The 23,560-nt window shown below is 66.2% G+C and carries 17 protein-coding genes; 13 read left to right on the forward strand and 4 right to left on the reverse strand.

The features are described 5' to 3' along the window. Positions 1-2 precede the first annotated feature (2 nt). The 5 genes from AC3WMU_RS00675 to AC3WMU_RS00695 all read left to right on the forward strand — a co-directional run bounded on the left by AC3WMU_RS00675 (position 3) and on the right by AC3WMU_RS00695 (position 6,200). A complete protein-coding gene (locus AC3WMU_RS00675) occupies positions 3-1,406 on the forward strand; it encodes a phosphomannomutase/phosphoglucomutase (protein WP_006225573.1) in 1,404 nt (467 codons plus the stop codon). A gap of 13 nt (positions 1,407-1,419) precedes the next feature. Beyond that, the gene (gene pgi, locus AC3WMU_RS00680; RefSeq protein WP_006225574.1) at positions 1,420-3,087 is read left to right on the forward strand and encodes a glucose-6-phosphate isomerase; all 1,668 of its coding nucleotides are present in this window, start codon (positions 1,420-1,422) and stop codon (positions 3,085-3,087) included. Between the two features lie 11 nt (positions 3,088-3,098). Then, the gene (gene galE, locus AC3WMU_RS00685) at positions 3,099-4,190 is read left to right on the forward strand and encodes a UDP-glucose 4-epimerase GalE (RefSeq protein ID WP_052017899.1); all 1,092 of its coding nucleotides are present in this window, start codon (positions 3,099-3,101) and stop codon (positions 4,188-4,190) included. Positions 4,191-4,373: 183 nt separating this feature from the next. Then, a complete protein-coding gene (gene epsC, locus AC3WMU_RS00690; protein WP_006225576.1) occupies positions 4,374-5,321 on the forward strand; it encodes a serine O-acetyltransferase EpsC in 948 nt (315 codons plus the stop codon). A 60-nt stretch (positions 5,322-5,381) separates the two neighbouring features. Next, positions 5,382-6,200 (forward strand): NAD-dependent protein deacetylase, encoded by an 819-nt coding sequence (locus AC3WMU_RS00695; RefSeq protein WP_006225577.1) that lies wholly within the window; start codon positions 5,382-5,384, stop codon positions 6,198-6,200. Between the two features lie 137 nt (positions 6,201-6,337). On the opposite strand, the gene AC3WMU_RS00700 is transcribed toward AC3WMU_RS00695, so the two are convergent. The 3 genes from AC3WMU_RS00700 to gabT all read right to left on the reverse strand — a co-directional run bounded on the left by AC3WMU_RS00700 (position 6,338) and on the right by gabT (position 10,361). Next, a complete protein-coding gene (locus AC3WMU_RS00700; RefSeq protein WP_427955602.1) occupies positions 6,338-7,192 on the reverse strand; it encodes an inositol monophosphatase family protein in 855 nt (284 codons plus the stop codon). Between the two features lie 313 nt (positions 7,193-7,505). Then, positions 7,506-8,972, reverse strand: a complete 1,467-nt coding sequence (locus AC3WMU_RS00705; protein ID WP_006225579.1) for an NAD-dependent succinate-semialdehyde dehydrogenase — start codon at positions 8,970-8,972, stop codon at positions 7,506-7,508. 126 nt (positions 8,973-9,098) lie between these two features. After that, positions 9,099-10,361 carry a 4-aminobutyrate--2-oxoglutarate transaminase gene (gene gabT / locus AC3WMU_RS00710; protein ID WP_006225580.1) on the reverse strand — a complete coding sequence of 421 codons (1,263 nt, stop codon included), beginning with the start codon at positions 10,359-10,361 and terminating at the stop codon, positions 9,099-9,101. A 96-nt stretch (positions 10,362-10,457) separates the two neighbouring features. On the opposite strand from gabT, the gene pdxR reads away from it, so the two are divergent. Then, positions 10,458-11,951, forward strand: a complete 1,494-nt coding sequence (gene pdxR / locus AC3WMU_RS00715; RefSeq protein WP_411431423.1) for a MocR-like pyridoxine biosynthesis transcription factor PdxR — start codon at positions 10,458-10,460, stop codon at positions 11,949-11,951. Between the two features lie 23 nt (positions 11,952-11,974). Here pdxR and AC3WMU_RS00720 read toward each other — a convergent pair whose 3' ends face one another. Next, positions 11,975-12,871, reverse strand: coding sequence for a DUF72 domain-containing protein (locus AC3WMU_RS00720; RefSeq protein WP_492281645.1), 897 nt, complete (start codon positions 12,869-12,871; stop codon positions 11,975-11,977). Positions 12,872-13,005: 134 nt separating this feature from the next. On the opposite strand from AC3WMU_RS00720, the gene AC3WMU_RS00725 reads away from it, so the two are divergent. The 7 genes from AC3WMU_RS00725 (at position 13,006) to AC3WMU_RS00755 (ending at position 23,552) form a co-directional block, all read left to right on the forward strand. Beyond that, a complete protein-coding gene (locus tag AC3WMU_RS00725; RefSeq protein WP_492281646.1) occupies positions 13,006-15,117 on the forward strand; it encodes an ATP-dependent helicase in 2,112 nt (703 codons plus the stop codon). A 104-nt stretch (positions 15,118-15,221) separates the two neighbouring features. Further along, on the forward strand, positions 15,222-16,250 hold the full coding sequence (locus AC3WMU_RS00730) for a magnesium and cobalt transport protein CorA (protein WP_006225584.1): 1,029 nt from the start codon (positions 15,222-15,224) through the stop codon (positions 16,248-16,250). A 90-nt stretch (positions 16,251-16,340) separates the two neighbouring features. Continuing rightward, complete coding sequence (locus AC3WMU_RS00735; RefSeq protein ID WP_280026785.1) at positions 16,341-17,018, forward strand: thermonuclease family protein; 678 nt, start codon at positions 16,341-16,343, stop codon at positions 17,016-17,018. Between the two features lie 108 nt (positions 17,019-17,126). After that, positions 17,127-19,355, forward strand: a complete 2,229-nt coding sequence (locus AC3WMU_RS00740; protein WP_492281647.1) for an ABC transporter substrate-binding protein — start codon at positions 17,127-17,129, stop codon at positions 19,353-19,355. Positions 19,356-19,357: 2 nt separating this feature from the next. Continuing rightward, on the forward strand, positions 19,358-20,335 hold the full coding sequence (locus AC3WMU_RS00745) for an ABC transporter permease (protein WP_006225587.1): 978 nt from the start codon (positions 19,358-19,360) through the stop codon (positions 20,333-20,335). A 5-nt stretch (positions 20,336-20,340) separates the two neighbouring features. Then, the gene (locus tag AC3WMU_RS00750; protein ID WP_492281648.1) at positions 20,341-21,855 is read left to right on the forward strand and encodes an ABC transporter permease; all 1,515 of its coding nucleotides are present in this window, start codon (positions 20,341-20,343) and stop codon (positions 21,853-21,855) included. Next, entirely contained in the window at positions 21,852-23,552 is a 1,701-nt protein-coding gene (locus AC3WMU_RS00755; RefSeq protein WP_492281649.1) for an ABC transporter ATP-binding protein, read from the forward strand. The genes AC3WMU_RS00750 and AC3WMU_RS00755 overlap by 4 nt, the downstream gene beginning before the upstream one ends. Positions 23,553-23,560: the final 8 nt, after the last annotated feature.

Here is a 23,560-nt window from a genome sequence, read left to right on the forward strand (position 1 = left end):
GCATGCACGGAACTTTTGGCTGGGATACCCCGCAAATTCTGGATGCGGTTTTCAAGGCTTATGACATACGCGGCACGGTGCCGGACGAGATCGATGCGCGCTTTGCCCACAGCCTGGGCATGGCGGTAGGCACCCAGGCGCGGGACCAGGGCGCGCGCTCGATCGTGGTCGGGCGCGACGGCCGGATCAGCAGCGTGGAACTGGCGGCCGCGCTGCAGGCGGGGCTGCGTTCGGCGGGCATGCACGTCATCGATATCGGCATGGCCACCACGCCGATGGTGTACTTCGCCACGCGCCTGATGGACACCGGCGCCGGCATCGCCGTCACGGGCAGCCACAACCCGCCGGCCCACAACGGCTTCAAGATCGTGCTGGATGGCGCGTCGCTGTACGGCGAAGGCATCACGGCCTTGCGCGACGCCATGCGCTTGCCGATCGAATCGGCCACCGTGGCGGGGGGACGCACCCAGATGCAGATCCAGCCCTGCTACGCGGCCCGCCTGCTAGGCGACATCCGCATGGCGCGCCCGATGAAGATCGCCATCGATTGCGGCAGCGGCGTGGCGGGCGCGGTGGCGCCGGCGCTGTTCCGCGCGCTGGGTTGCGAAGTGACCGAGCTCTTCTGCGAAGTGGACGGTTCGTTTCCTGGCCACCACCCCGACCCGGCAGATCCGCAGAACTTGCAAGACCTGATCTATTGCCTGCGCTATTCCGACTGCGAAGTGGGCCTGGCCTTTGACGGCGACGGCGACCGGCTGGGGGTGGTGACGAAATCGGGACAGATCATCTGGCCCGACCGGCAATTGATTCTCTTCGCGCGCGACGTGCTGGAGCGCAACCCGGGCGCCGAGATCATCTACGACGTGAAATGCAGCCGCCACGTGGCGCGCGCCATCGTCGAGGCGGGGGGCCGCGCCACCATGTGGAAGACCGGCCATTCGCTGATCAAGGCCAAGATGCGGGAGACGGGAGCGCTACTTGCTGGAGAGATGAGCGGCCACATGTTTTTCAAAGAGCGCTGGTACGGCTTTGACGATGGCATTTACGCCGCTGCCCGGCTGCTGGAGATCCTCTCGGCAGCGCCCGACCCGTCAGGCTTGCTGGAAAGCCTGCCGCAGTCCTGCGCGACCCCTGAAATCAAGCTGGACACTGCCGAAGGCGAGCAGTTCGAACTGGTGGAGACACTGCGCGCGCAGGGGGAGTTCCCTGGCGCCATCTCCGTCAACGATCTGGATGGCGTCCGGGTGGACTATGCCGACGGCTTCGGCCTGGCGCGTCCGTCCAACACCACGCCGACGGTGGTTTTGCGTTTTGAAGGAGACACCGTGGCCGCATTGGCCCGTATCGAGGAGGACTTCCGCAACGCGTTCCGGCGCATTGCACCTCACGTTCGTTTACCGTTCTAAGGAGCATCACGCGATGGGTAAGGCCAACTATGCGATTGAGGCGTTAAGGGCCAATTCCGGCCTGGCGCAAAGCCCCGAGTGGCAGGCGTTTGCGCAGGCCGCGCAAAGCGCCGGTTTGGACGCCGGCACGTTGAAAGTGATCGAAGCGGCGGGATTGTGCGTGGACTTGACCATGCAACGGCAGTCCCCCGCCCTGGAGGCGGCGGCGCTGAACCTGCTGCAGGCGCGCGGCCTGGCGGATGCGCGCCACGCGTTGTTCGCAGGCGACCCGGTCAACTGGACCGAAGGCAAGCCGGCCTGGCATACCGCGTTGCGCGCCGGGCGTACCCGCGAGCAACCGGACGGCCTGGATGCGGATTCCGTCTGCGAGTATTCGCGCATGACCGATTTCGTGCGCAAGGTAGACCAGACGGCCGATTTTTCCTCCGTGCTGCATATCGGTATCGGCGGCAGCGACTGGGGCCCCCGCTTGGCCATCCAGGCCTTCGGCGGCCCGGGGCAGCGTCGCCAGATCCGCTTTGTCTCCAATATCGACGGCCATGCTTTCCATGACGCCGTGGCCGGGCTGGACCCGCGCCGCTGCCTGGTGGTGGTGTCGTCCAAATCCTTCACCACGTCCGAGACCCTGCACAACGCGCGGGCCGCCATCGCCTGGCTCAAGCAGGGCGGCGTGACCGACGTGTCTGAGCATCTGGCGGCGGTCACGGCGAACGCGCCTGCCGCGCGCGCCCTGGGCGTGCCGGCCAACCAGGTGTTCAAGATGTGCGACTGGGTGGGCGGACGCTATTCCGTATGGTCGGTCGCCGGCCTGTCGATCGCATTGACGGTGGGTGCCGACGTACTGATCGGCATGCGGGCGGGCGCCGAAGCGATGGACCAGCACTTCCAGCAGGCGCCTTTCGCCTCGAACGCGCCGATCCAGCTGGCGCTGGCCGGTCTGGTGAACTGCAGCGTGCTGGGTCACAACTCCCTGAACATCGCCGCCTACAGCGCGCGCTTGCTGCACCTGGTGACGTACCTTCAGCAGTTGGAAATGGAGTCGTTGGGCAAGCGGGTCGCTGGCGACGGCACGGCCGTGGGCGTGCCGACGGCGCCGATCATCTGGGGCATGCCGGGTACCGATGGGCAGCACACGTTCTTCCAGTGGCTGCACCAGAGCGAAGACGGTGCGCCGGTGGACTTCATCGCCAGCCTGCAAGGCCATACCGACAGCCCCGACGCACACCGCATGCTGCTGGCCAATTGCCTGGCCCAGCGGCAGGCGCTGCTGCGCGGCAAGTGCCTGGAGCAGGCGCTCCTGGACGTGGCGCATATCGACGACCAGGAACGCGCGCTCAGCCTGGCTCAGCACATGGTGCATCCGGGCGGACGGCCGTCGACCCTGATCGTCCTGCGCCAGCTGGACCCGCGGGGCCTGGGCGCGCTGCTGGCCTTGTACGAGCACAAAGTGTTCGTGCAGAGCGTGGTCTGGGGCATCAACCCCTTTGACCAATGGGGCGTGGAACTGGGCAAACGCCTGGCCACCGGCATCGAACGCGAACTGGCAGTGCCGGTTTCGGCTGGGGTGGTGGACTGGGGCCATGACGCCTCCACGTCGTATTGGATCGACCGCTATCGCGGCCATGCCCAGGCACCGCGTTCGCGGCACGCATGGGTGCCGGGCGTGGCGGCGCACCTTTGACGGGGGCCGGCATGGCGGACCTGCATGTGCTGGTGACGGGCGGGGCGGGCTACATCGGCACGCACACGCTGGTCGCGATGCTGGCGGCGGGCCAGCGGCCGCTGGTGCTGGATAACTTCAGCAACGGCAGCCGCGAGGCCGTGCGCCGCGTCGAGCGCCTGTGCGGCGTGCCGATTCCGCTGATCGAGGGCGACATCCGTACCCCCGGTCTTGTGGAATCGGTGCTGGCCGACGCCGCGGGCCGGGGCGAGCCCGTGCAGGCGGTGCTGCACCTGGCCGGCTGCAAGGCCGTCGGGGAATCGGTGGCCGATCCGCTCAAGTACTACGACAACAACGTGGCGGGGTCGCTGGCCTTGCTGCATGCGATGCGCGAGATGGGCGTGGCGCGGCTGGTGTTCAGTTCGTCGGCCACGGTCTATGGCGAACCGCAATACCTGCCGTTCACCGAAACGCACCCGCTGGCACCGACGAACCCCTACGGCCGCACCAAGCTGATGGTGGAGGAAATGCTGCGCGATGTCTGCTCGGCGTCTCCTGCTTTCAGTGCGGTCACGCTGCGCTATTTCAATCCCATCGGCGCGCACCCCAGCGGGCTGATCGGTGAAAGCCCCCGCGACCTGCCCAACAACCTGTTTCCCTTCATCACCCAGGTGGCGGTGGGCCGGCAGCCGTTCCTGCGCGTGTTCGGAGACGATTACGACACGGCCGACGGCACGGGCGTGCGCGACTATCTGCACGTCATGGACCTGGCGCAAGGCCATGTGCAAGCCTTGTCGTATTCCGAGGATCACCCGGGTTTCGTGGCGGTGAACCTGGGCACAGGGCAGGGCACCAGCGTGCTGGAGCTGGTGCATGCCTTTGAACGGGTAAATGGCTGCCGCATTCCGGTGCGCACGCAGGGGCGGCGTCCTGGGGACATCGAGCGGATGTGGGCGGACCCCGCCCTGGCGGCCGCTTTGCTGGGCTGGCGCAGCACGCACGACGTGGCCGCCATGTGCGCCGACGGGTGGCGCTGGCAGCAAGGCAATCCGCAAGGCTACGACGCGCCCGGCCAGCTGCCGCCGGGGCACGGGGAGGCCGCCGCTACCCAGGCCGCCGCATAACCCCAATGCCGTGTCGGATGGGTTACGGAAAAAGGGCGCTAGCGGTTACAGTTGACGGGATTATTGCGTAGCAACATGGCCCGGCGGCCTGGCGCCGGGGGCCATGCACCGTCAGTGAGGCACTTCCATGTTTGAATTCCATCCGTATGCCGGGCAGCACGGCGCCTTGCCGGAGCAGTGGCAATGAGCGGCCCCTCCTACCTGCCGCCGGCCCACTGGAACCTGGACAGCATCGTGTCCGGCCTGCGCGACGCGCGCGTCGCCTGGCGCGGCCCGCGCGGCCGCTTGCGCGAAGACTCGGGCTTGCGCGAGTTCCCGTCGCAGGAAAGCCTGCGCCAGATCGTCAAGGACCTCTGTGGCGCCTTGTTCCCGATGCGCCTGGGTCCGATCGACCTGCGCGAGGAAGTCGAAGACTTCTACGTCGGGCACACCATCGGCGCCGCACTGGACGCGCTGCTGCACCAGGTCTGTCTTGAACTGCAATACGTGGGCCGCCATGAACACGTGGACCCCGCTGAAACCCAGCGGCGTGCCATCGAGATCGTGCGCCAGTTCGGCGCCGAGCTGCCGCGGGTGCGCGCCGCGCTCGACCTGGACGTGACCGCGGCCTACCAGGGCGACCCGGCGGCGCACAGCGTCGACGAGGTGCTGCTGTGCTATCCCGGGGTGGCGGCGATGATCCATCACCGCCTGGCTAACGTCCTGTACCGCCTGAACGTGCCGATGCTGGCCCGCATCGTGGCCGAGATCGCCCATGCAGACACCGGCATCGACATCCACCCCGGCGCCACCATCGGCCGCAGTTTCTTCATCGACCACGGTACGGGGGTGGTTATCGGCGAGACCGCCATCATCGGCGACCGCGTGCGGCTCTACCAGATGGTGACGCTGGGCGCCAAGCGCTTCCCGCCCGGTGAAAACGGCGAGCTGAAGAAAGGCCTGCCGCGCCACCCGTTGATCGAAGACGACGTCGTAATCTACGCTGGCGCCACGATTCTGGGCCGCGTCACGATCGGCAAGGGCTCGACCATTGGCGGCAACGTCTGGCTGACGCGCAGTGTGGCCCCGGGCAGCAACGTCACGCAGGCCAGCCTGGTCAGCGACATGCCGGATTGCGGCCTGGGCGGCTGAACCGCCTTTATCGATGCGCGCAGCGCCGCGTGCGCGGGCGGCCAGGACAGAGGAGTCAGGATGGATACACGAGTCTCGGATCTGGCCGCGCTGCGCGGCTTCGTCGACCGTCACCCGCGGCTGTTCGTACTGACGGGGGCGGGCGTCAGCACTGACTCCGGCATCCCCGACTACCGCGATACCGAAGGCGAATGGAAGCGCAAGCCGCCCATGACGCTGCAGACCTTCATGGGCGACGACCTGGCGCGTGCCCGCTATTGGGCCCGCAGCATGGTCGGCTGGCGCCGTTTCGGCAGCGTCAAGCCCAATGATTCGCACCGCGCGCTGGCGCGGCTGGAGTCGCGCGGCCACGTCACCGTGCTGGTCACGCAAAACGTCGATGGCCTGCACGAAGCGGCGGGCAGCCGCGAAGTCGTGGACCTGCATGGCCGGCTGGACGAGGTGCGTTGCATGAACTGCGACTGGCGCGGCGGCCGCCAGCCGTGGCAAGAGGCGCTTCTGCAGGGCAACCCGGAATGGACGTCGCTGGACGCCACGGATGCGCCCGATGGCGACGCCGACCTCGAGGGCGAGGATTTCTCGCGGTTCACCGTGCCGCCTTGTCCGCGCTGCGGCGGCATCGTCAAGCCGGACGTGGTCTTCTTCGGTGAAACCGTGCCCCGCGATCGCGTGGACCGGGCCAATGCCGGCCTGATGAGCGCCGACGCAGTGCTGGTCGTCGGCTCGTCGCTGATGGTGTATTCAGGCTACCGTTTCGTGACCGCGGCGTCCCGTAACGGCATGCCGATCGCCGCCATCAACCTGGGCCGCACGCGGGCCGATCCGCTGCTGACCCTGAAGGTGGAACAGCCCTGTGCGGTGGCGTTGGATGCCTTATAGGCACGCTTTTTGCCGGCCGGTTTTTGACCGGTCTAAGCAAGTGCTTGCCCCGTAAGGGATTTTTCGCTCTGTTACAGACCTTTCCATAGGGTTGTCCACAGGAACTGTGGATAATTCCTAGGGATAACCCCCATTTTTTACGTCTCTAGCGGCTCAAGCCCGTCGCCCAGCAACGCCTTGCGGGCGGCGTGCCAGCTGCCGGCATCCGGCGCATACAGCAGCCCGCCCGTGCGATGCGTGGGCTTGTAGGGCGAGCCGTCAAAGCGCGCGGCGTACCCACCGGCTTCCCGGTGCAGCAGCCAGCCCGCCGCATGGTCCCAGGCCGTCAGCTGGTTGTACAGCGCGATATGGCAATGGCCGGCTGCCAGCATCCGGTATTCATGGGCGGCGCAGCGCAGCGATGCGGTGCTGCCCAGGCGCGACAGGTTGCTATTGACGGTGGTGCGCAACGGTTCGGGCAGGGCGCCCGTGGCGATCAGGCCATCCATGTCTTCGGGCGGCGCCGGGCTGGCGACTGCCAGCGGGGCCTGCCGGCCGTTCTCGTATTCCATCCAGGCGCCTTCGCCGCGCACGGCCAGCGCGCTGTCGCGGTTGACGGGGTCGTAGATCACGCCCGCGATGACATCGCCGCGATGGCAGGCCGCGATCATCATGCCGAACAGGGGCAAGCCAGCCACATAGTTGCGGGTGCCGTCGATGGGGTCGATCAAAAAGGCCAGGTCGGCGTCGACCAGCATGTTCAGCAGGGCGGGATTGCGCGCGGAGGCCTCTTCGCCGATCAGTACGGCGCCGGGGTGCAGCTTGGCCAGGCGGGCGGCGATCAGGCGTTCAGCCGCCTCGTCCGCGTCGGTCACCAGGTCGCGCGGCGAACTCTTGCCCCGCACCGAGCCTTCCGGCAGGTTGCGATAGCGCGGCATGACCTCCGCAAGGGCGGTTTCGGCTAGCACGACGGCAAGCTTGCGGGTGTCCTCGCGGGTAAAAGTTCTGCTCATACTGACTCATCCAGGGAACGCGCAAATCTATCACGCCTGAGCGGCATTTGATCGTGTTTTGCAAGTCACTGGAATGAAAGGACTTTTTCCGGCTATGCAGGAGTTATCTGCCGGGTTGTCCACAGTTGGTGGGGATAAGCGGGCCGAAACCCGCTTATCCCTTAGGACGCCGCGCCGCCCCCTCGGGGGGCAGCAAGCACGCGTAGCGTGCGCGGCGTGGGGGCCGCACCGCCGCAGGGCCGCCCCAAGGCGGTGCCGCCCCCTCGGGGGGCAGCAAGCACGCGTAGCGTGCGCGGCGTGGGGGCCTTTTCTCTTAGCCCAAGTCGACGCACAAGTATTTGATCTCGAGGTATTCCTCGATACCGTACTTGGAGCCTTCGCGGCCCAGGCCGGATTGCTTCACACCGCCGAACGGGCCGACTTCGTTGGAGATCAAGCCGGTGTTGATGCCGACGATGCCGTACTCCAGCGATTCCGACACGCGCCAGATGCGGGCGTAGTCGCGGGTGAAGAAGTAGGCGGCCAGGCCGAAGATGGTGTCATTCGCCATGCCGATGACTTCTTCTTCCGTTTCAAAGCGGAACAGCGGGGCCACCGGGCCGAAGGTTTCTTCGGTCGCGAAGCGCATCGACTGGGTCACGTCGCGCACCACGGTCGGCTCGAAGAACGTGCCGCCCAGCGCATGCGGCTTGCCGCCAGCGATGACCTTGGCGCCGTGCGAGGTGGCGTCGGCGATGTGTTCCTGCACCTTTTCCACGGCGCTGGCGTCGATCAGCGGACCTTGCGTCACGCCGTCGGCGAAGCCGTCGCCCACCTTCATGGCATTGACCTTGGCCACCAGGCGCTTGGCGATCTCTTCATACACGCCGGCCTGCACGTAGATGCGGTTGGCGCACACGCAGGTCTGGCCGGCGTTGCGGTACTTCGAGGCCAGGATGCCGTCCACGGCGCGGTCCAGGTCGGCGTCGTCGAACACGATGAAGGGCGCGTTGCCGCCCAGTTCCAGCGACAGCTTCTTGATGGTGGGCGCGCATTGCTCCATCAGCGTGCGGCCGACTTCCGTCGATCCGGTGAAGCTCAGCTTGCGCACGACCTCGCTCTCGCACAGCGCCGCGCCGATATCGCGCGAGCTGCCGGTGATGACGTGGAACACGCCGGCCGGCACGCCGGCTTCTTCGGCCAGCACGGCCAGCGCCAGCGCGGTCAGCGGGGTCTGCTGGGCGGGCTTGACGACCATGGTGCAGCCAGCGGCAAGCGCCGGGCCGACCTTGCGGGTGATCATGGCGGCCGGGAAGTTCCACGGCGTGATGGCGGCGGTGACGCCGATGGGCTGCTTCAATGCCAGCAAGCGCTGGCCGGCCTTCGGGCTTTGCAGCACGTCGCCGTCGATGCGCTTGGCTTCTTCGGCGAACCATTCCAGGAACGAGGCAGCGTAGGCGATTTCGCCGGCGGCTTCGGTCACGGGCTTGCCCTGTTCGGACGTCATGATGGCGGCCAGGTCTTGCTGGTTCTGCATCATCAACTGCGCCCACTTCAGCAGGATCGCGGCGCGTTCCTTGCCCGTCTTGGCGCTCCAGGCCGGCAGCGCGGCTTGGGCGCTGGCGATGGCCTGTTCGGTTTCCTTGCGGCCCAGCTTGGGCACGGACACGATGGTCTTGCCGGTGGAGGGATTGTCCACCGGGATCGATGCGCCGTTGCCGGCGCCTACCCACTTGCCGTCGATGTAGCAGGCGTCGCGCAGCAGTTCAGGGCGCGACAGGGGATGGGTCAAAGCGGTCATTATCGGAGTCTCCTTGAATGAAATGCAGCAGGGCCAGGAAACGGCTGCGGGCGTGGCGGTAAACCGCAACACGCCCGCAATTGCCATGCCTGCCCAACCGAAGATCGGGTGTTCAGGCCCTGGGCATCAGGCGGCCAGCGCCTCGGACAGGATAACCAGTGCGCGGTCGAATTGCGCGTCGGGAATGGTCAGCGGGTACAGGAAGCGCAGCACGTTGCCGTACACGCCGCAGCTCAGCAGGATCAGGCCTTGCTCGAGCGCGCGCGCTTGCACGCGCTTGACGGCTTCAGCGTCCGGCTTGCCGTTGGCGTCGTTCAGTTCCAGCGCCACCATCGAGCCCAGGCCACGCACGTCGGCGATGCCCGCCACCTTGCCACGCAGGCCTTCCAGATGGGCGCGCAGCTTGTCGCCCAGCACGGTTGCGCGTTCGCACAGCTTTTCTTCGGCGATCACGTCCAGCACGGCATGTGCGGCGGCGACTGCCAGCGGGTTGCCGGCGTACGTGCCGCCCAGGCCGCCCGCGGCCGGGCCGTCCATGACGTCGGCGCGGCCGACCACGCCCGAGATCGGGAAGCCGCCGCCCAGGCTCTTGGCCATCGTGATGATGTCTGCCTGCACCGAGTGGTGTTCCATCGCGAACAGCTTGCCGGTGCGGCCGAAGCCCGTTTGCACTTCGTCGGCGATCAGCAGGATGCCGTGCTCGTCGCAAAGCTTGCGCAGGGCGGTCATCAGTTCAGGCGGGGTGATGTTGAAGCCGCCTTCGCCTTGCACCGGTTCGATGATGATCGCAGCCACGCGCTTGGGATCGATGTCGCACTTGAACAGCAGGTCCAGCGCCTTGAGCGAATCCGCCACGGTGATGGACTGGGTGCCGTTGGGGAACGGCACGTGGTAGATGTCGCCCGGCATCGGGCCGAACGACAGCTTGTAGGGGGCGACCTTGCCGGTCAGCGCCATGCCCAGCATGGTGCGGCCGTGGAACGAACCCGAAAAGGCGATGACGCCCGAACGGCCGGTGGCCGAGCGTGCGATCTTGATGGCGTTTTCAACGGCTTCGACGCCGGTCGTGAAGAACGCGGTCTTCTTCAGGCCGTCGATGGGGGCCAGGCGGTTGATGCGTTCGGCCAGCGAGATGTAGCCTTCGTACGGCACGATCTGATAGGCCGTGTGCGTGAAGTTGTCCAGCTGGGCGGACACGGCGGCCTTGACCTTGGGGTGCAGGTGGCCGGTGTTCAGCACGGCGATGCCGCCCGCGAAATCGATGTATTCCTTGCCGTTGGCGTCCCACAGCGTGGCGTTTTCGGCGCGCACCGCGTAGAAGTCGCACATGACGCCGACGCCACGCGGGGTGGCCAAGGAACGGCGGGTATTCAGGTCCTGATTCTTCATCTCTGCCTCGGGGAACGTGGTGGGCGGGAAAAACCTTATTTAATGCTACGATGGCCCCATTTGTGGGAACCACTTTAATAAAACAGGTAGAACCAATTGCGGTCCATTGTAGGTGACTTGCTGCTGCTGCGTTTGGCCGATGGGGCGAACGAGCCGATGAACAAGCGGCTGTACCGCGGCATCCGCGAAGCGATCCTGGACGGCGCCATCGCCGCGGACTCGCGCCTGCCGGCTTCGCGCGACCTGGCTGCCGAACTCGGCATCGCCCGCAATACCGTGGTGCATGTCTACAGCCAGCTGCTGGCCGAAGGCTATACGCGCAGCCGCCAGGGCAACGGCACCTTCGTCAACGCTTCGGTGCCGGATTCCTACCTGGCCAGCGGCCGCCGGCTGCGCCAGCCGCCGAAGTCGCAGCCGGGCCCGGCCTTGTCGCCGCGCGGCGCGGCCATCGTGGATGGCGTGTCGGCCTCGCCCTACCAATGGGGCGCCTTCATGCCCGGCGTGCCCGACCTGACCGAGTTCCCGCACAAGAAATTCGGCCGCATCTTCAGTTCGCTATGGCGCAACCCGTCGCCCGATCTGCTGACCTATGCCTACGGCGGCGGCCTGCCGGCGCTGCGCGAGGCGCTGGCCCAGCATCTGGCGCTGACGCGCTCCATCGACTGCGACCCTGAACAGATCATCATCACCGAAGGCTCGCACCAGGCCATCGACCTGACGACCCGCATCCTGGGCGAAGCCGGCGAGACCGCCTGGGTCGAAGACCCGGGCTATTGGGGCGCCCGCACCATCCTGCAGGCCAATGGCCTGCATACCGTGCACCTGCCGGTCGATGAAGAAGGCATGCGCCTGCCGGACGCCGTGGGTACGCCACCGCGCTTCATCTTCGTGACCCCCTCGCACCAGTATCCGCTGGGCCCCGTCATGTCGCTGACCCGGCGCCGCCAATTGCTTGCCGTGGCGCGGCAATGTGGCAGCTGGATCATCGAAGACGATTACGACAGCGAATTCCGTTTCTCAGGCCGGCCCATCGCATCGCTGCTGGGCCTGGAGCCGGATGCGCCCGTCATCTACATGGGCACCTTCAGCAAGACCCTGTACCCGGGCCTGCGCGTCGGGTATCTGGTATTGCCCAAGCCGCTGACTGCGGCGTTCCAGGCGGCGCATGCAGAGCTCTACCGCGAGGGGCATCTGATGACGCACGCGGCGCTGGCGACGTTCATCGCCGAAGGCCATTACGCGGCTCATATCCGCCGGATGCGCATGCTGTATGGTCGGCGCCGCGCGATGCTGGTCAACCTGATCGAACGCCGGCTGGGTCCGGATTGGCTGCACCGCGACGCCAGCATGGCGGGCCTGCATCTGGTCCTGACCCTGCCGCCGGATATGGATGATTTGCGCGTGGTCGACGTGGCGCGCAGCAAAGGCGTGCTGACGCGCGCGTTGTCGCGGTACTACGTGAATGCGCAAGGGCGGCGGCCGGGCCTGCTGCTGGGCTACGCCTGTGTGCCCGAGCACGACATCGCGCGCAAGTTCGAAGTGCTGTTGGAAAGCCTGGCGGAAGTCGCTCGCAAGCCCGCAGCGGCCTGAACGCCAGCGTCGACACCGCGGCCTTAGAACGGCAGTAGCGCGGACGCGAATGCGGCGGCGTTGCGCATGCCCTGGTCTTCGAAATTGGTGTTGAACACGGCATGCGCCTGGGCGCTTTGCGTCGCCAGCCGCGAAAAGCGCTCTGCCAATTCGGCCAGTTCCTGTTCCGTGTATTCATACTGGAAGCGTCCCGACGAGGCCGTGCCGGATACGTTCCAGGCCGCGGCATTACGGCCGTGCAAGCGCAGCAGCGTCAGTTCGGGATGGCTGCTTTCCCAAACGGCGGGCACCGTGTTGTCAAAGCCCTGGGGAGCGTCGACCACGGTATGCACCACGCCCAGGTCGCGTTCGAACGCGAGCGTGTCCGCCGTGGCCGTCGGGGTCTCGAACCAGCTGTGGTGCCGGAATTCCACCGAGATCAGGTGTTCTTCCATGCGCCGCGCGCACTCGGCCACGTGCGCCCGGCCGCGCGCATCACGCCGGATCCAGGGCGGAAACTGGAAATGCACCGCGCCCAGCTTGCCCGGCATCCGCAGCGGCTCCAGCGCCATCTGGTAGCGGCGCCAGAGTTCGTCGCGCAGGTCTTCGGGCATCTGGCCGTGATAGATGACGGGGTCTGGCCAGTCGTCCAATTCGCGGCCGATGTCTGCGGGCAATGCAGCAAGCGGCGTCTGGTGGCCGGTAAACAGCCGGAACGCCTTGATGTTGAAGACAAAATCATCCGGTGTGCGTTGCGCCCACAGGTAGGCGTTTTCCGCGGAGGGCAGGGCGTAATAGCTGGAATCGACCTCGGCCATGGCAAAGCGCGACGCGTAGAACCGCAGCCGGGCCTCGGCGCTGCGGACGCCGGGCGGGTAGAAGCGACCGCAGGCCAGTAAGGTGGGATCGGTCCAGGAGGCGGTGCCGGTCAGGATGAGCATGGGAAAGGGCGGAGGGCGTGAAGGGGTGGGGTGGCCACGCTGCTATGATAGCTGGATATATAGCCAGTCATTTGGCCCGTGGCCGCGCATCGTGCGCGCGACGCCCCGGCGCGCCAAGCGGCCTCCTACGCGTCATGCCCGAACAGAATCCCGCCCCGTCAAACAGCCGCCCCGACCCCCTGGCCGACCTGAACCCCGCCCAGCGCGAAGCCGCCGAATTCGGCGTCAATGGCGCGCATGGCGCGTCGGGCGATGGAGGTCCCCTGCTGGTCATCGCCGGGGCGGGGTCGGGCAAGACCAATACGCTGGCCCACCGGGTGGCGCACCTGATCTTGAATGGCGCGGACCCGCAGCGCATGCTGCTGCTGACGTTTTCGCGCCGCGCCGCCCAGGAAATGGACCGCCGCGTGGGATCCGTCCTGCAGCGGGTCATGAACCTGCGCGGCTCGCAGCAGGCGCCGTCCTTGCCCTGGGCAGGCACTTTCCACGCCATCGGCGCGCGCCTCTTGCGCGACTGCGCGCTGCGTATCGGTTTGTCCGAAGCCTTCACCATTCATGACCGCGGCGATGCCGAAGACCTGATGGGCATGGTCCGGCACGAGCAAGGCCTGTCGTCCACCAAGTCGCGCTTTCCGTTGAAGGGCACCTGCCTGGCCATCTACTCGCGCGTGGTCAACAGCCAGACGCCGGTGGCTGACGTGCTGAAGACGTCCTTTCCCTGGTGCGCCCAATGGGAAGAAGAACTGAAGAACCTGTTCCGCGGCTATGTGGCCGCCAAGCAGGATCAGCAAGTGCTGGATTACGACGATCTGCTGCTGTATTGGGCCGAGATGATGTCCGACCCCGGCATCGCCGCCGACGTCGGCGCGCGCTTCGACCATGTGTTGGTGGACGAATACCAGGACACCAACCGGTTGCAGTCGGCCATCCTGCTGGCAATGAAGCCGGACGGCCGCGGGCTGACGGTGGTGGGCGACGATGCCCAGTCCATCTATTCCTTCCGCGCCGCCACCGTGCGCAACATCCTGGACTTCCCCAATCAGTTTCCCGAGCCGGCGCGCGTCATCACGTTGGACCGCAATTACCGTTCGACACAGCCCATCCTGAACGCGTCCAACGCCGTGATCGGGCTGGCGACGGAACGTTTCGCCAAAGACCTCTGGACCGACCGCGCCTCGTCGCAACTGCCCGAGCTGGTGACGGTCAGCGACGAAGCTGGGCAGGCGCGGTGGGTGGCCGACCAGGTGCTGGCCCAGCGCGAGGGCGGCGCCACACTGAAGTCGCAGGCGGCTCTGTTCCGCACGGCCAGCCACAGCGCCGCGCTGGAACTGGAACTGACCCGCCGCAATATTCCCTTCGTGAAGTTCGGCGGCCTGCGCTTCCTGGAAGCCGCGCATGTGAAAGACCTGCTGTCGCTCTTGCGTTGGGCTGAAAATCCGCGTGGCCGCATGGCGGGCTTCCGGGTGGCGCAACTGATGCCGGGCATTGGTCCGGCCACGGCGGGCAAGTTGATGGACGCCATGTCCGCATCCGCCGAACCGTTGCGCGCACTGCGCGAATTCAAGCCGGGGGCGGCGGCGCAGGAAGAGTGGGGCGCGTTCGCCGACACGTATGCGGCGCTGTGCGATCCCGCCCTGCGCTGGCCGGCCGACGTGGACCTGGCCCTGCGCTGGTACGCCGGCCAGCTGGAACGCCTGTATGACGATGCGCGCGTGCGAAAGACCGACCTGGACCAGTTGGTGCGGCTGGCGGCGGGCTACCCGTCGCGGGAACGGTTCCTGACCGAACTGACGCTGGATCCGCCCGACGCCACCAGCGACGAATCCGGCGCCCCGTCGCGCGACGAAGACTACATGATCCTGTCCACCATCCACTCAGCCAAGGGCCAGGAATGGAAGGCCGTCTATGTGCTGAACGTGGTGGACGGCTGCATCCCGTCCGACATGAGCACGGGCACCGCCGAAGAGATCGAGGAAGAGCGCCGCCTGCTGTACGTGGCCATGACCCGGGCCAAAGAGCGCTTGCAGCTGATCGTGCCGCAACGCTTCTATGTGCACCAGCAGACGGGCATGGGCGACCGCCACGTCTATGGTTCGCGCACGCGCTACATCACCAATGCCATGCTGCCGCTGTTTGACCATCTGCCCAAGCCGCCCGCGCTGCCTGATCTACCCGGCGGCCAGCCCAAGGAACCGCAGGCCCCCAGCATCGACGTGACCAAACGGGTCCGCAGTCTGTTTTCCTAGAGGCGGCGCGGGGCGCCCTCAAACCTTCACCGGCCCGAGCCTGGGCTATCATCGGCCGATACCCATAAGTTGTCCGGTAGGGATCGCATTGCCTGAGGTAGTCCATGTCCGCTGAAGAGAATTTCGCCGACGCCCACAAGGGCGAGGTGGTCGCGTCGATAGCCTATGTGAACGGGCGCCGCGATCGGGAAGTGCCCATCGACGAGGTGGGGCAGCACATTAGCCGGTACAACGGCCAGCCGCAGGGGCAGCCGCCCGGCATGCTGTGGATCGGCTTGCGCAATCCCACGCCGGAATTGCTGGCCAGGGTTACCGGAGAACTCGGCGCCTGCGGCAAGAACCAGGAAGAAATGTTGGAACCGCACCGGCGCCCGAAGATCATTGACTACGGCAATATGGTCCTCATCGTGACCATCACCGTCGAGGTCGAGGCCGAGCGCCCCATCTTCGGCGAGACCCAACTGCTGATCGGCGACGGCTTCCTGGTGACCGTGCGCCGTGGCGCAACGGCCGCCCACAGCCCCTTGCGTGAACGGTTGGAGGCGTCGCCCGACCTGCTCAAGCGCGGCAGCGACTACGTCGCGTCCGAGGTGCTGGACTGGTTGGTCGACCGCTATGTGGCCGCCGCCGGCAAGATCGAAAGCGTGGTGGAAGGCGCCGAGCAGAAACTGCTGATCCGCGGCGCCAAGGATTCCGACATCCGCAGGCTGTACCGCCAGCGCCGCGACCTGTTGCGCATCCACACCGTGGTGTCACCGATGGCCGAGATCTGCCGCCGGCTGGCGCGGGTCGAGATGTCGGCAGTGGACGAACACGCGCGCCCGTATTTCGGCGAGGTCGCCGACCGCGTGCTGCGCGTGGATGAGTTGTTCAATGCCTTGCGCGAGTCGCTGGCCTTCGCGTTTGAAGCCAGCCTGATGATCGGCCAGGCTGCGCAGAACGACACCACCCGCAAGCTCGCGTCCTGGGCCGCTATTCTTGCCGTACCGACGGCGATCGCCGGCATCTATGGCATGAACTTCGAATTCATGCCCGAACTGAAGTCGCCTTGGGGTTATCCCATCACGCTGGGCGTCATCGTGTCGGTCTGTTCCATCCTGTATTGGCGTTTCCGCAAATCGGGCTGGCTGTAGGACCGGACGCAGTCCTTTTCTGCACGCCGGGCGGTTGGCGGCACGCGGCGTGTGGCAAACTTCCAGCGTTTCTAACCTGGAGCCCGGCCGGTGCGTGGCAAACCTTCCTTTCGCGGTGGCAGCAAGCTGACCGCCCTGATCGTCGCCGTGATTCTTGCGGCGGCAGGCGCCATCGTCAATTGGCTGCAGCCTTCGGGGCCTGATGCGCCCCGTCCGCCGGCCACGGGCACATCGACGGCACCTGGCCAAACCCAAGCCCCTTCCCGCTCCGGCCCTGCGCCGGCCGGCGGCGTACCTCAGGGCAGCTACACACTGACCGGCACCATCGTCAACGTGGCCGACGGCGATACCGTCACGCTGCGTGCGCCGGACGGCCAGCGGCGCATCCGCATGGACAGCATCGATGCACCGGAGGAAGGCCACGGCGCCGATCAGCCCGGGCAACCCTATGCCGAGGCCGCGCGGCAGAATCTGGCCAACCTGGTGGCAGGCAAGACCCTGACCGCTCAGTGCTACGAGAAAGACCAGTACGGCCGTGACGTGTGCGCCCTGATCCTTGAAGACGGCCGCTCGGCCAACCGCCTGCAGGTGGAGGCCGGCTACGCCTGGGCCTATACCGCCAGAAAGGGCGACTACCTGCGCGACAAGGCCATGCCTGACCTGCAACGCCAGGCCAAGGATGCCGGCCGTGGCCTGTGGGTACAGCAGGGCGCCATGCAGCCCTGGAAATGGCGTTACGACTGCTGGCGTCAACGCCAGTGCGGCTGAGTAGGACGGCTTCGGACTGCCCGACGCGGCCGCTAGGGGGATGCCTGGGTACTGGCTCCGTCCCGCGTTTGCTATTCTCTGTCGCAACGATTTGAAGGGAAGGTTTCCATGCGTGCATTCAAGCGGCTCTGGGCGACGGCCACGCTGCTGTTGCTGGCAGTGGCGGGCTGCTCGCAAGAAAGCCCGATCAACAGCCCGTATCCGTCCGGGGCGGAAAGCCAGAACACGTTCTACTCCGCGTTCACGCAGCGTTCGCCGAAGTATCTGGACCCGGCCAGCTCTTATTCCGTGGACGAAACGCCTTATACCTACAACATCTATGAGACGTTGTACGGCTATCACTACCTGAAGCGGCCCTACGAGCTGGTGCCGCGCTCGGCAGAGGCCATTGCTCCGCCGCTCTATCTGGATGCGCAGGGTAAACCGTTGCCTGCTGACGCGCCGGGCGAACAGATCGCCGAAAGCGTCTACGACATCAAGATCCGCCCTGGCGTGCGCTTCCAGCCGCATCCAGCCTTTGCCCGCAAGACCGACGGCAGCTACGACTACTTCCCGCTGGCCACGGGCGAACTGGACGACAAGTTCTATATTCCTGACTTTCCGCGGACCGGCACGCGCGAACTCACCGCGGACGATTATGTCTACGCGTTCCGCCGCCTGGCCAGCCCGCGCGTGGTGTCGCCCATCTATTCGGTGATGGCCGATCATATTCAAGGCATGAAGGAATACGGCGACCGCTTGCGTCAACGCGACCGCGACATGCGCCGCGACCTGCCCGGCGGCAGCACGCCGCCCTGGCTGGATCTCCGCGAAGCCGACGGCTTTACCGGCGTCCAGGCGCTGGACCCGCATACGCTTCGCATCCGGGTTACCGGCAAATATCCCCAGTTCAAGTACTGGCTGGCCATGACGTTCACGGCGCCCATCCCCTGGGAGGCCGACCGTTTCTACAACCAGCCGGGCATGGCCTCGCACGACCTGTCGCTGAACACCTGGCCTGTCGGGACCGGCCCCTACATGCTGGCCGAATCGCTGCCGAACCGCCGCCACGTGCTGGTGCGCAACCCCAATTTCCACGGTGAACCCTACCCTTGCGACGGCGAACCCGGCGACAAGGCGGCCGGCCTGCTGGCGGATTGCGGCAAGCCTACGCCCTTCATCGACCGCGCGGTGTTCAGCCTGGAAAAGGAAGCGATCCCGCTGATCGGGAAATTCATGCAGGGCTATTACGACGCGCCGCAGATCGAGCGCGGCGAGTACGGCGTCGCCATGCTGGTCGCAGCTGGAGACAGCCAGGATAAGGCCCGCCAGTACCGCGAGCGCGGCATCCGCCTGCCCACCACGGTCGAAACTGCCAATTGGTATATGGGGTTCAACTGGCTGGATCCCGTCGTAGGCAAGGGCGATACGCCCGAGCAGGCGGAAAAGAACCGCAAGCTGCGCCAGGCCATCAGCATCGTGTTCGATTGGGAAGAATATGTGGCCGTGTTCGAGAACAGCCAGGCCTCCGTGGCGCAGGGACCGGTGCCGCCCGGCGTGCTGGGTTACCGCGAACTGCCTGAAGGGTTAAACCCTGTCGTGTACGACCTGGTGGACGGCAAACCCGAGCGCAAGTCCGTCGACGTGGCCCGCCGCCTGCTGGCCGAAGCCGGCTATCCCGATGGCCGCAATGCCAAGACGGGAGCACCGCTGGTGCTGTACTACGACGCCATGCAAGGGGGCGGGTCGAATCCGCAGTTCGACTGGATGCGCCGCCAGATGAACAAGATCGGCGTGCAGCTGGACTTGCGGTCCACCGATTACAACCGCTTCCAGGACAAGATGACGCGCGGCGCGGCGCAGATCTTCCTGTGGGGCTGGAACGCCGATTATCCCGACGCCGAGAATTTCCTGTTCCTGCTGTATGGCCCCAACGCCAAGGCCAAAGGCGGCGGCGAGAACGCGGCCAACTACGACAGCCCCGAATTCAACAAGCTGTTCGAGCAGATGAAGTTCCTGGACGACGGCCCGGAAAAGGAAAAGCTGATTGCCAGGATGGTGGAGATCGTGCAGCGCGACGCGCCGTGGATGTTCGGCTTTTTCCCAATGTCGGGCGGCGCCTACCAGCAATGGGTCGGCAACGCCAAGCCGACGCAGATGGTGCGCAATACGCTCCAGTACCTGAAGCTCGACCCCGCGCTGCGGCAGCAGAAGATCGACGAATGGAATTTCCCAAGGTGGTGGCCGATCGGCCTGTTCGTGCTGCTGCTGGCCTTGGCGATCTGGCCGTCGTACGTCGCGCTCAAGCGCCGCGAACGCCAGACGGCCTTTGGACCTGGCGTCCGTAAGGAGCATTAATCATGATCGGCTATGTAATCCGCCGGCTGCTGTATGGCGTGCTGATTCTGATCGGCGTGAACCTCTTCACCTTCATCCTGTTCTTCGCGGTCAACACGCCGGACGACATGGCGCGCCTGGCCATCGGCGGACAGCGCGCCAGCCAGGACGCGGTGGAAAAATGGAAGGTCGAGCGCGGCTACGACAAGCCGCTCTTCTTCAACGCCAAAGCCGACGGGGCGGCCCGGCTAACTGATACCGTGTTCTATCAGCGGTCGGTGCCCCTGCTGGTGATGGAGTTTGGTGCGTCTGACAGCGGCCGCGATATCGGCCGCGAGATCAAGACCCGGATGGGCCCCAGCCTGGCACTGGCGGTGCCCACGTTCATCCTGGGACTCTTCGTCAGCATCGTGTTTTCACTGACGCTGGTGTATTTCCGGGCGACGCGGCTGGATTTCTGGGGCGTGGTGGTGTGCGTGCTGCTGTTGTCGATCTCCAGCCTGTTCTACATCATCGCCGGCCAATGGGTCTTCGCCAAGCTCATGCGCCTGGTGCCATTCTCGGGCTTCGCGGGTGGGTTGGACGTTGTCAAGTTCCTGGCGTTGCCGGTGCTGGTGGCGATCGTGTCGCGGTTGGGGCCCGAGGCGCGCTTCTACCGCACCCTGTTCCTGGAAGAAATCGGCAAGGACTACGTGCGCACCGCGCGCGCCAAGGGGCTGGCCGAACGCGTCGTGCTGTTCCGGCACGTGCTGCGCAATGCCATGCTGCCGATCCTGACCAGCACGGTCGCTGCCTTGCCGCTGCTGTTCATGGGCAGCCTGATCGCGGAGTCTTTCTTCGGCATCCCAGGCTTGGGCAGCTACACCATCGACGCCATCAATGCGCAGGACTTTTCCGTCGTGCGGGCCATGGTGTTCCTGGGCGCGGCGCTTTACATCGTGGGGCTGATCCTGGCCGATATTTCCTACACGCTGGCTGACCCCCGCGTCCGTTTCGAGTAGCCGCCATGCCGAAGATCGTCTTTCTATGGACCGATGTTGCGCTGTGGCTGATGGCGCTTTGCGCGTTGGCCTACGTCTGGCGGGTGCGCCGCAGTCCGAACCTGCGCGCGACCTGGGGGCGTGTGGCGCGCGACACGCCCGCCATGTGCTCCGCGGTCGTCCTGGTCGCGTTCACCCTGGTGGGCCTGCTGGATTCCGTGCATTACCGTCCGCAGTTGCCTCCTGTGGCGGGTGCGGCCGCCGATGCCCCGCCGGTCTATGCGCCTGTCGTCAAGTCGGCGCTCGATGGCCTGCTGTCGGGCACCGTGCTGACCAGCCCCGAAAAGAACTACTCGCAGCCGCTGGCGGCGAACCTGTTCCTGAAGGAAACCATGGTGGTCGATGGCAAGCCGGTGCGCGACTATCCGCGCTTGCGCGGCGCGGCCACCCATCTGACCTACCCCGACGAACAGCATATGGGCGATGTCCTGAAGCGCCTGGGACTCGGCCTGGCCGGTGGGCTGGGCGTGGCGTTGCTGGCTACCATCATCCTGTACGCCTGCCTGGCGCGGCGCACCGGGTCGGCGTCCGAGGCAGCCGGCCAATTGCTTGGCGGCCATGCCGACATCCCGTGGCGCGCCATGGCGGTGACGTTCACGTTGCTTTGCCTGACGGCCGGTGCGCTGGCCGGCCTGTCCAGCGGCTACCACGCGCTGGGCACCGACCGCATCGGCAACGACGTGCTGTGGCAAGCGCTGAAAAGCATCCGCACGGCGCTGGTCATCGGCAGCCTGACCACCATCGCCATGCTGCCGCCGGCCATCATCTTCGGCATTGCGGCGGGATACTTCAAGGGCAAGGTCGACGACGCCATCCAGTACCTGTACACCACCATTACCTCGATTCCCGGCGTGCTGCTGGTGGCGGCTTGCGCGCTGATGATGCAGGTCTATATCGACAACCACGCCGACCTGTTCGACACCTCGGTCGCGCGCGCGGACCTGCGGCTGTTCCTGCTTTGCATGATTCTTGGCCTGACCGGTTGGGCGGGGCTGTGCCGCCTGTTGCGCGCGGAAACGCTCAAGCTGCGGGAACTGGAATACGTGCAGGCCGCACGCGCGTTCGGCGTATCGCACTGGCGCATCATGACGCGCCACATGCTGCCCAACGTGGCGCATCTGGTGCTGATCACGGTGGTGCTGGAATTCTCGGGCCTGGTGCTCTACGAAGCCGTGCTGTCGTATCTAGGCATCGGCGTGGATCCCAGCATGAATTCCTTTGGCTCCATGATCAATGGCGCCCGGCTGGAGATGTCGCGCGATCCCATGATCTGGTGGAGCCTGATGACCGCTTTCATTTTCATGCTGGCGCTGGTGCTGGCGGCCAACCTGTTCGCTGATGCCGTGCGCGATGCGTTCGATCCGCGCACCCGCCGCTACAAGCCCAGCCGCATGGCTCGTCTGGGAGGCCTGTTCGGGCGCCGCCCAGCGCCGGCGCTGGCCGCCGATCCGCGTCCGTCCAAGTCGGGAGAAGCGCCATGAGCTACGACGCGCCTTTGCTCGATGTGCAGGGCCTTGATGTCGACATCGCCGGCGAAAGCGGCATGACGCACGCGGTCAAGCGCTTGCAGCTGGCCATCTCCCAACGGCAGACCTTTGCGCTGGTCGGCGAATCCGGATGCGGCAAGAGCATCACGGCGCTGGCGTTGCTGCGTCTGCTGCCGGACGCCGGCCGCATCGTCGGCGGGCAGATCGACCTGGACGGCGAAGACCTGAACCGCCTGCCTGAAAGCGCCATGCGCGGGGTGCGCGGGGGGCGGATCGGCATCATTTTCCAGGAGCCGTCCACCAGCCTGAACCCGGTCATGCGCGTGGGCGACCAGATCATCGAAACGCTGACGGCGCACACGCCCCTGCGCGGCGCGGCCGCTCGTGCCCGTGCGGTGGACTGGCTGCGGCGGGTGGGCATTCCCGAGCCCGAGCGGCGCGTGGACGACTACCCGTTCCAGTTCTCGGGCGGGCAGAAGCAGCGTGTCATGATTGCGATCGCGCTGGCGGCGGAGCCCCTGCTGCTGATCGCCGACGAGCCGACGACCGCGCTGGATGTTACGGTGCAGGCGCAGGTGCTGGACCTGCTGGCCGACATCCAGCGGGAGATGGGCATGGCCGTGCTGCTCATCACCCACGACCTGGCGGTGGTGAAGAACGTAGCGCATCACGTGGCGCTCATGCGCGGCGGAGAAATCGTTGAAAGCGCCAGCGCCGAGGAATTTTTCCGGGCGCCCAAGCACCCTTACGCGCGGCAGTTGTTCGAGGCCATTCCCACCTTTGAAAAGCGTGGCACTCCGCTGACCGAACAGCGCCGCCAGGCGATGGCGCGCGAAGACGGCCGCGCGGCAGGCCAGCGCGCGGCGCGCAAGCCCGGCGACGTGGTGCTGGACGTGCAAGACCTCAAGGTGCATTACCCCGTGCGCAAAGGCCCGCTGCGCCGCATCGTGTCGTGGGTAAAAGCGGTCGACGGCGTGACGTTCTCGTTGCGGGCCGGGGAAACGCTGGCCTTGCTGGGCGAATCCGGTTGTGGCAAGACCACCACGGGCAAGGCGCTGCTGCGTCTGATCGAGGGGGCGCGGATTTCCGGCCGGGCAATGCTGCAAGGCAAGGATGCGCTGTCGGCCGAACGGCGCACGCTACGCGACCTGCGCCAGGACATTCAGATCGTGTTCCAGGATCCCTACGCCTCGCTCGATCCGCGTATGCGCGTGGGCGACATCCTGGACGAAGGCCTGGCATCCCTGCGCCGCGGCATGAGCATGGAAGCGCGGGCCGCGCATGCGGCGCAATTGATCGAGCGGGTCGGCCTGCCGGTCAACACGCTGACGCGCTACCCGCATGAATTCTCGGGGGGGCAGCGCCAGCGCATCGCGATTGCGCGCGCGCTGGCGGTTGAACCCAAAGTCCTGATCTGCGACGAACCCACGTCTGCGCTCGACGTTTCCGTGCAGGCGCAGATCCTGGACCTGTTGCGCGAGCTTCAGGACGAACTGGGTATTGCCTACCTGTTCATCACGCACAATTTCGGCGTGGTTGAGTATCTGGCGGATCGCATCGCCGTCATGGATGGCGGGCGCATCATCGAACTGGGGCAGGCCGATGCCGTGCTGCATGCACCGCAGCAGGAACTGACGCGCCGGTTGCTGGCGGCCGTTCCCCGTCTGCAGTTCGGTACGCCGCCCGGGTGACGCCATGA

This window comes from Achromobacter sp. FW305-C-13 (assembly GCF_058783475.1).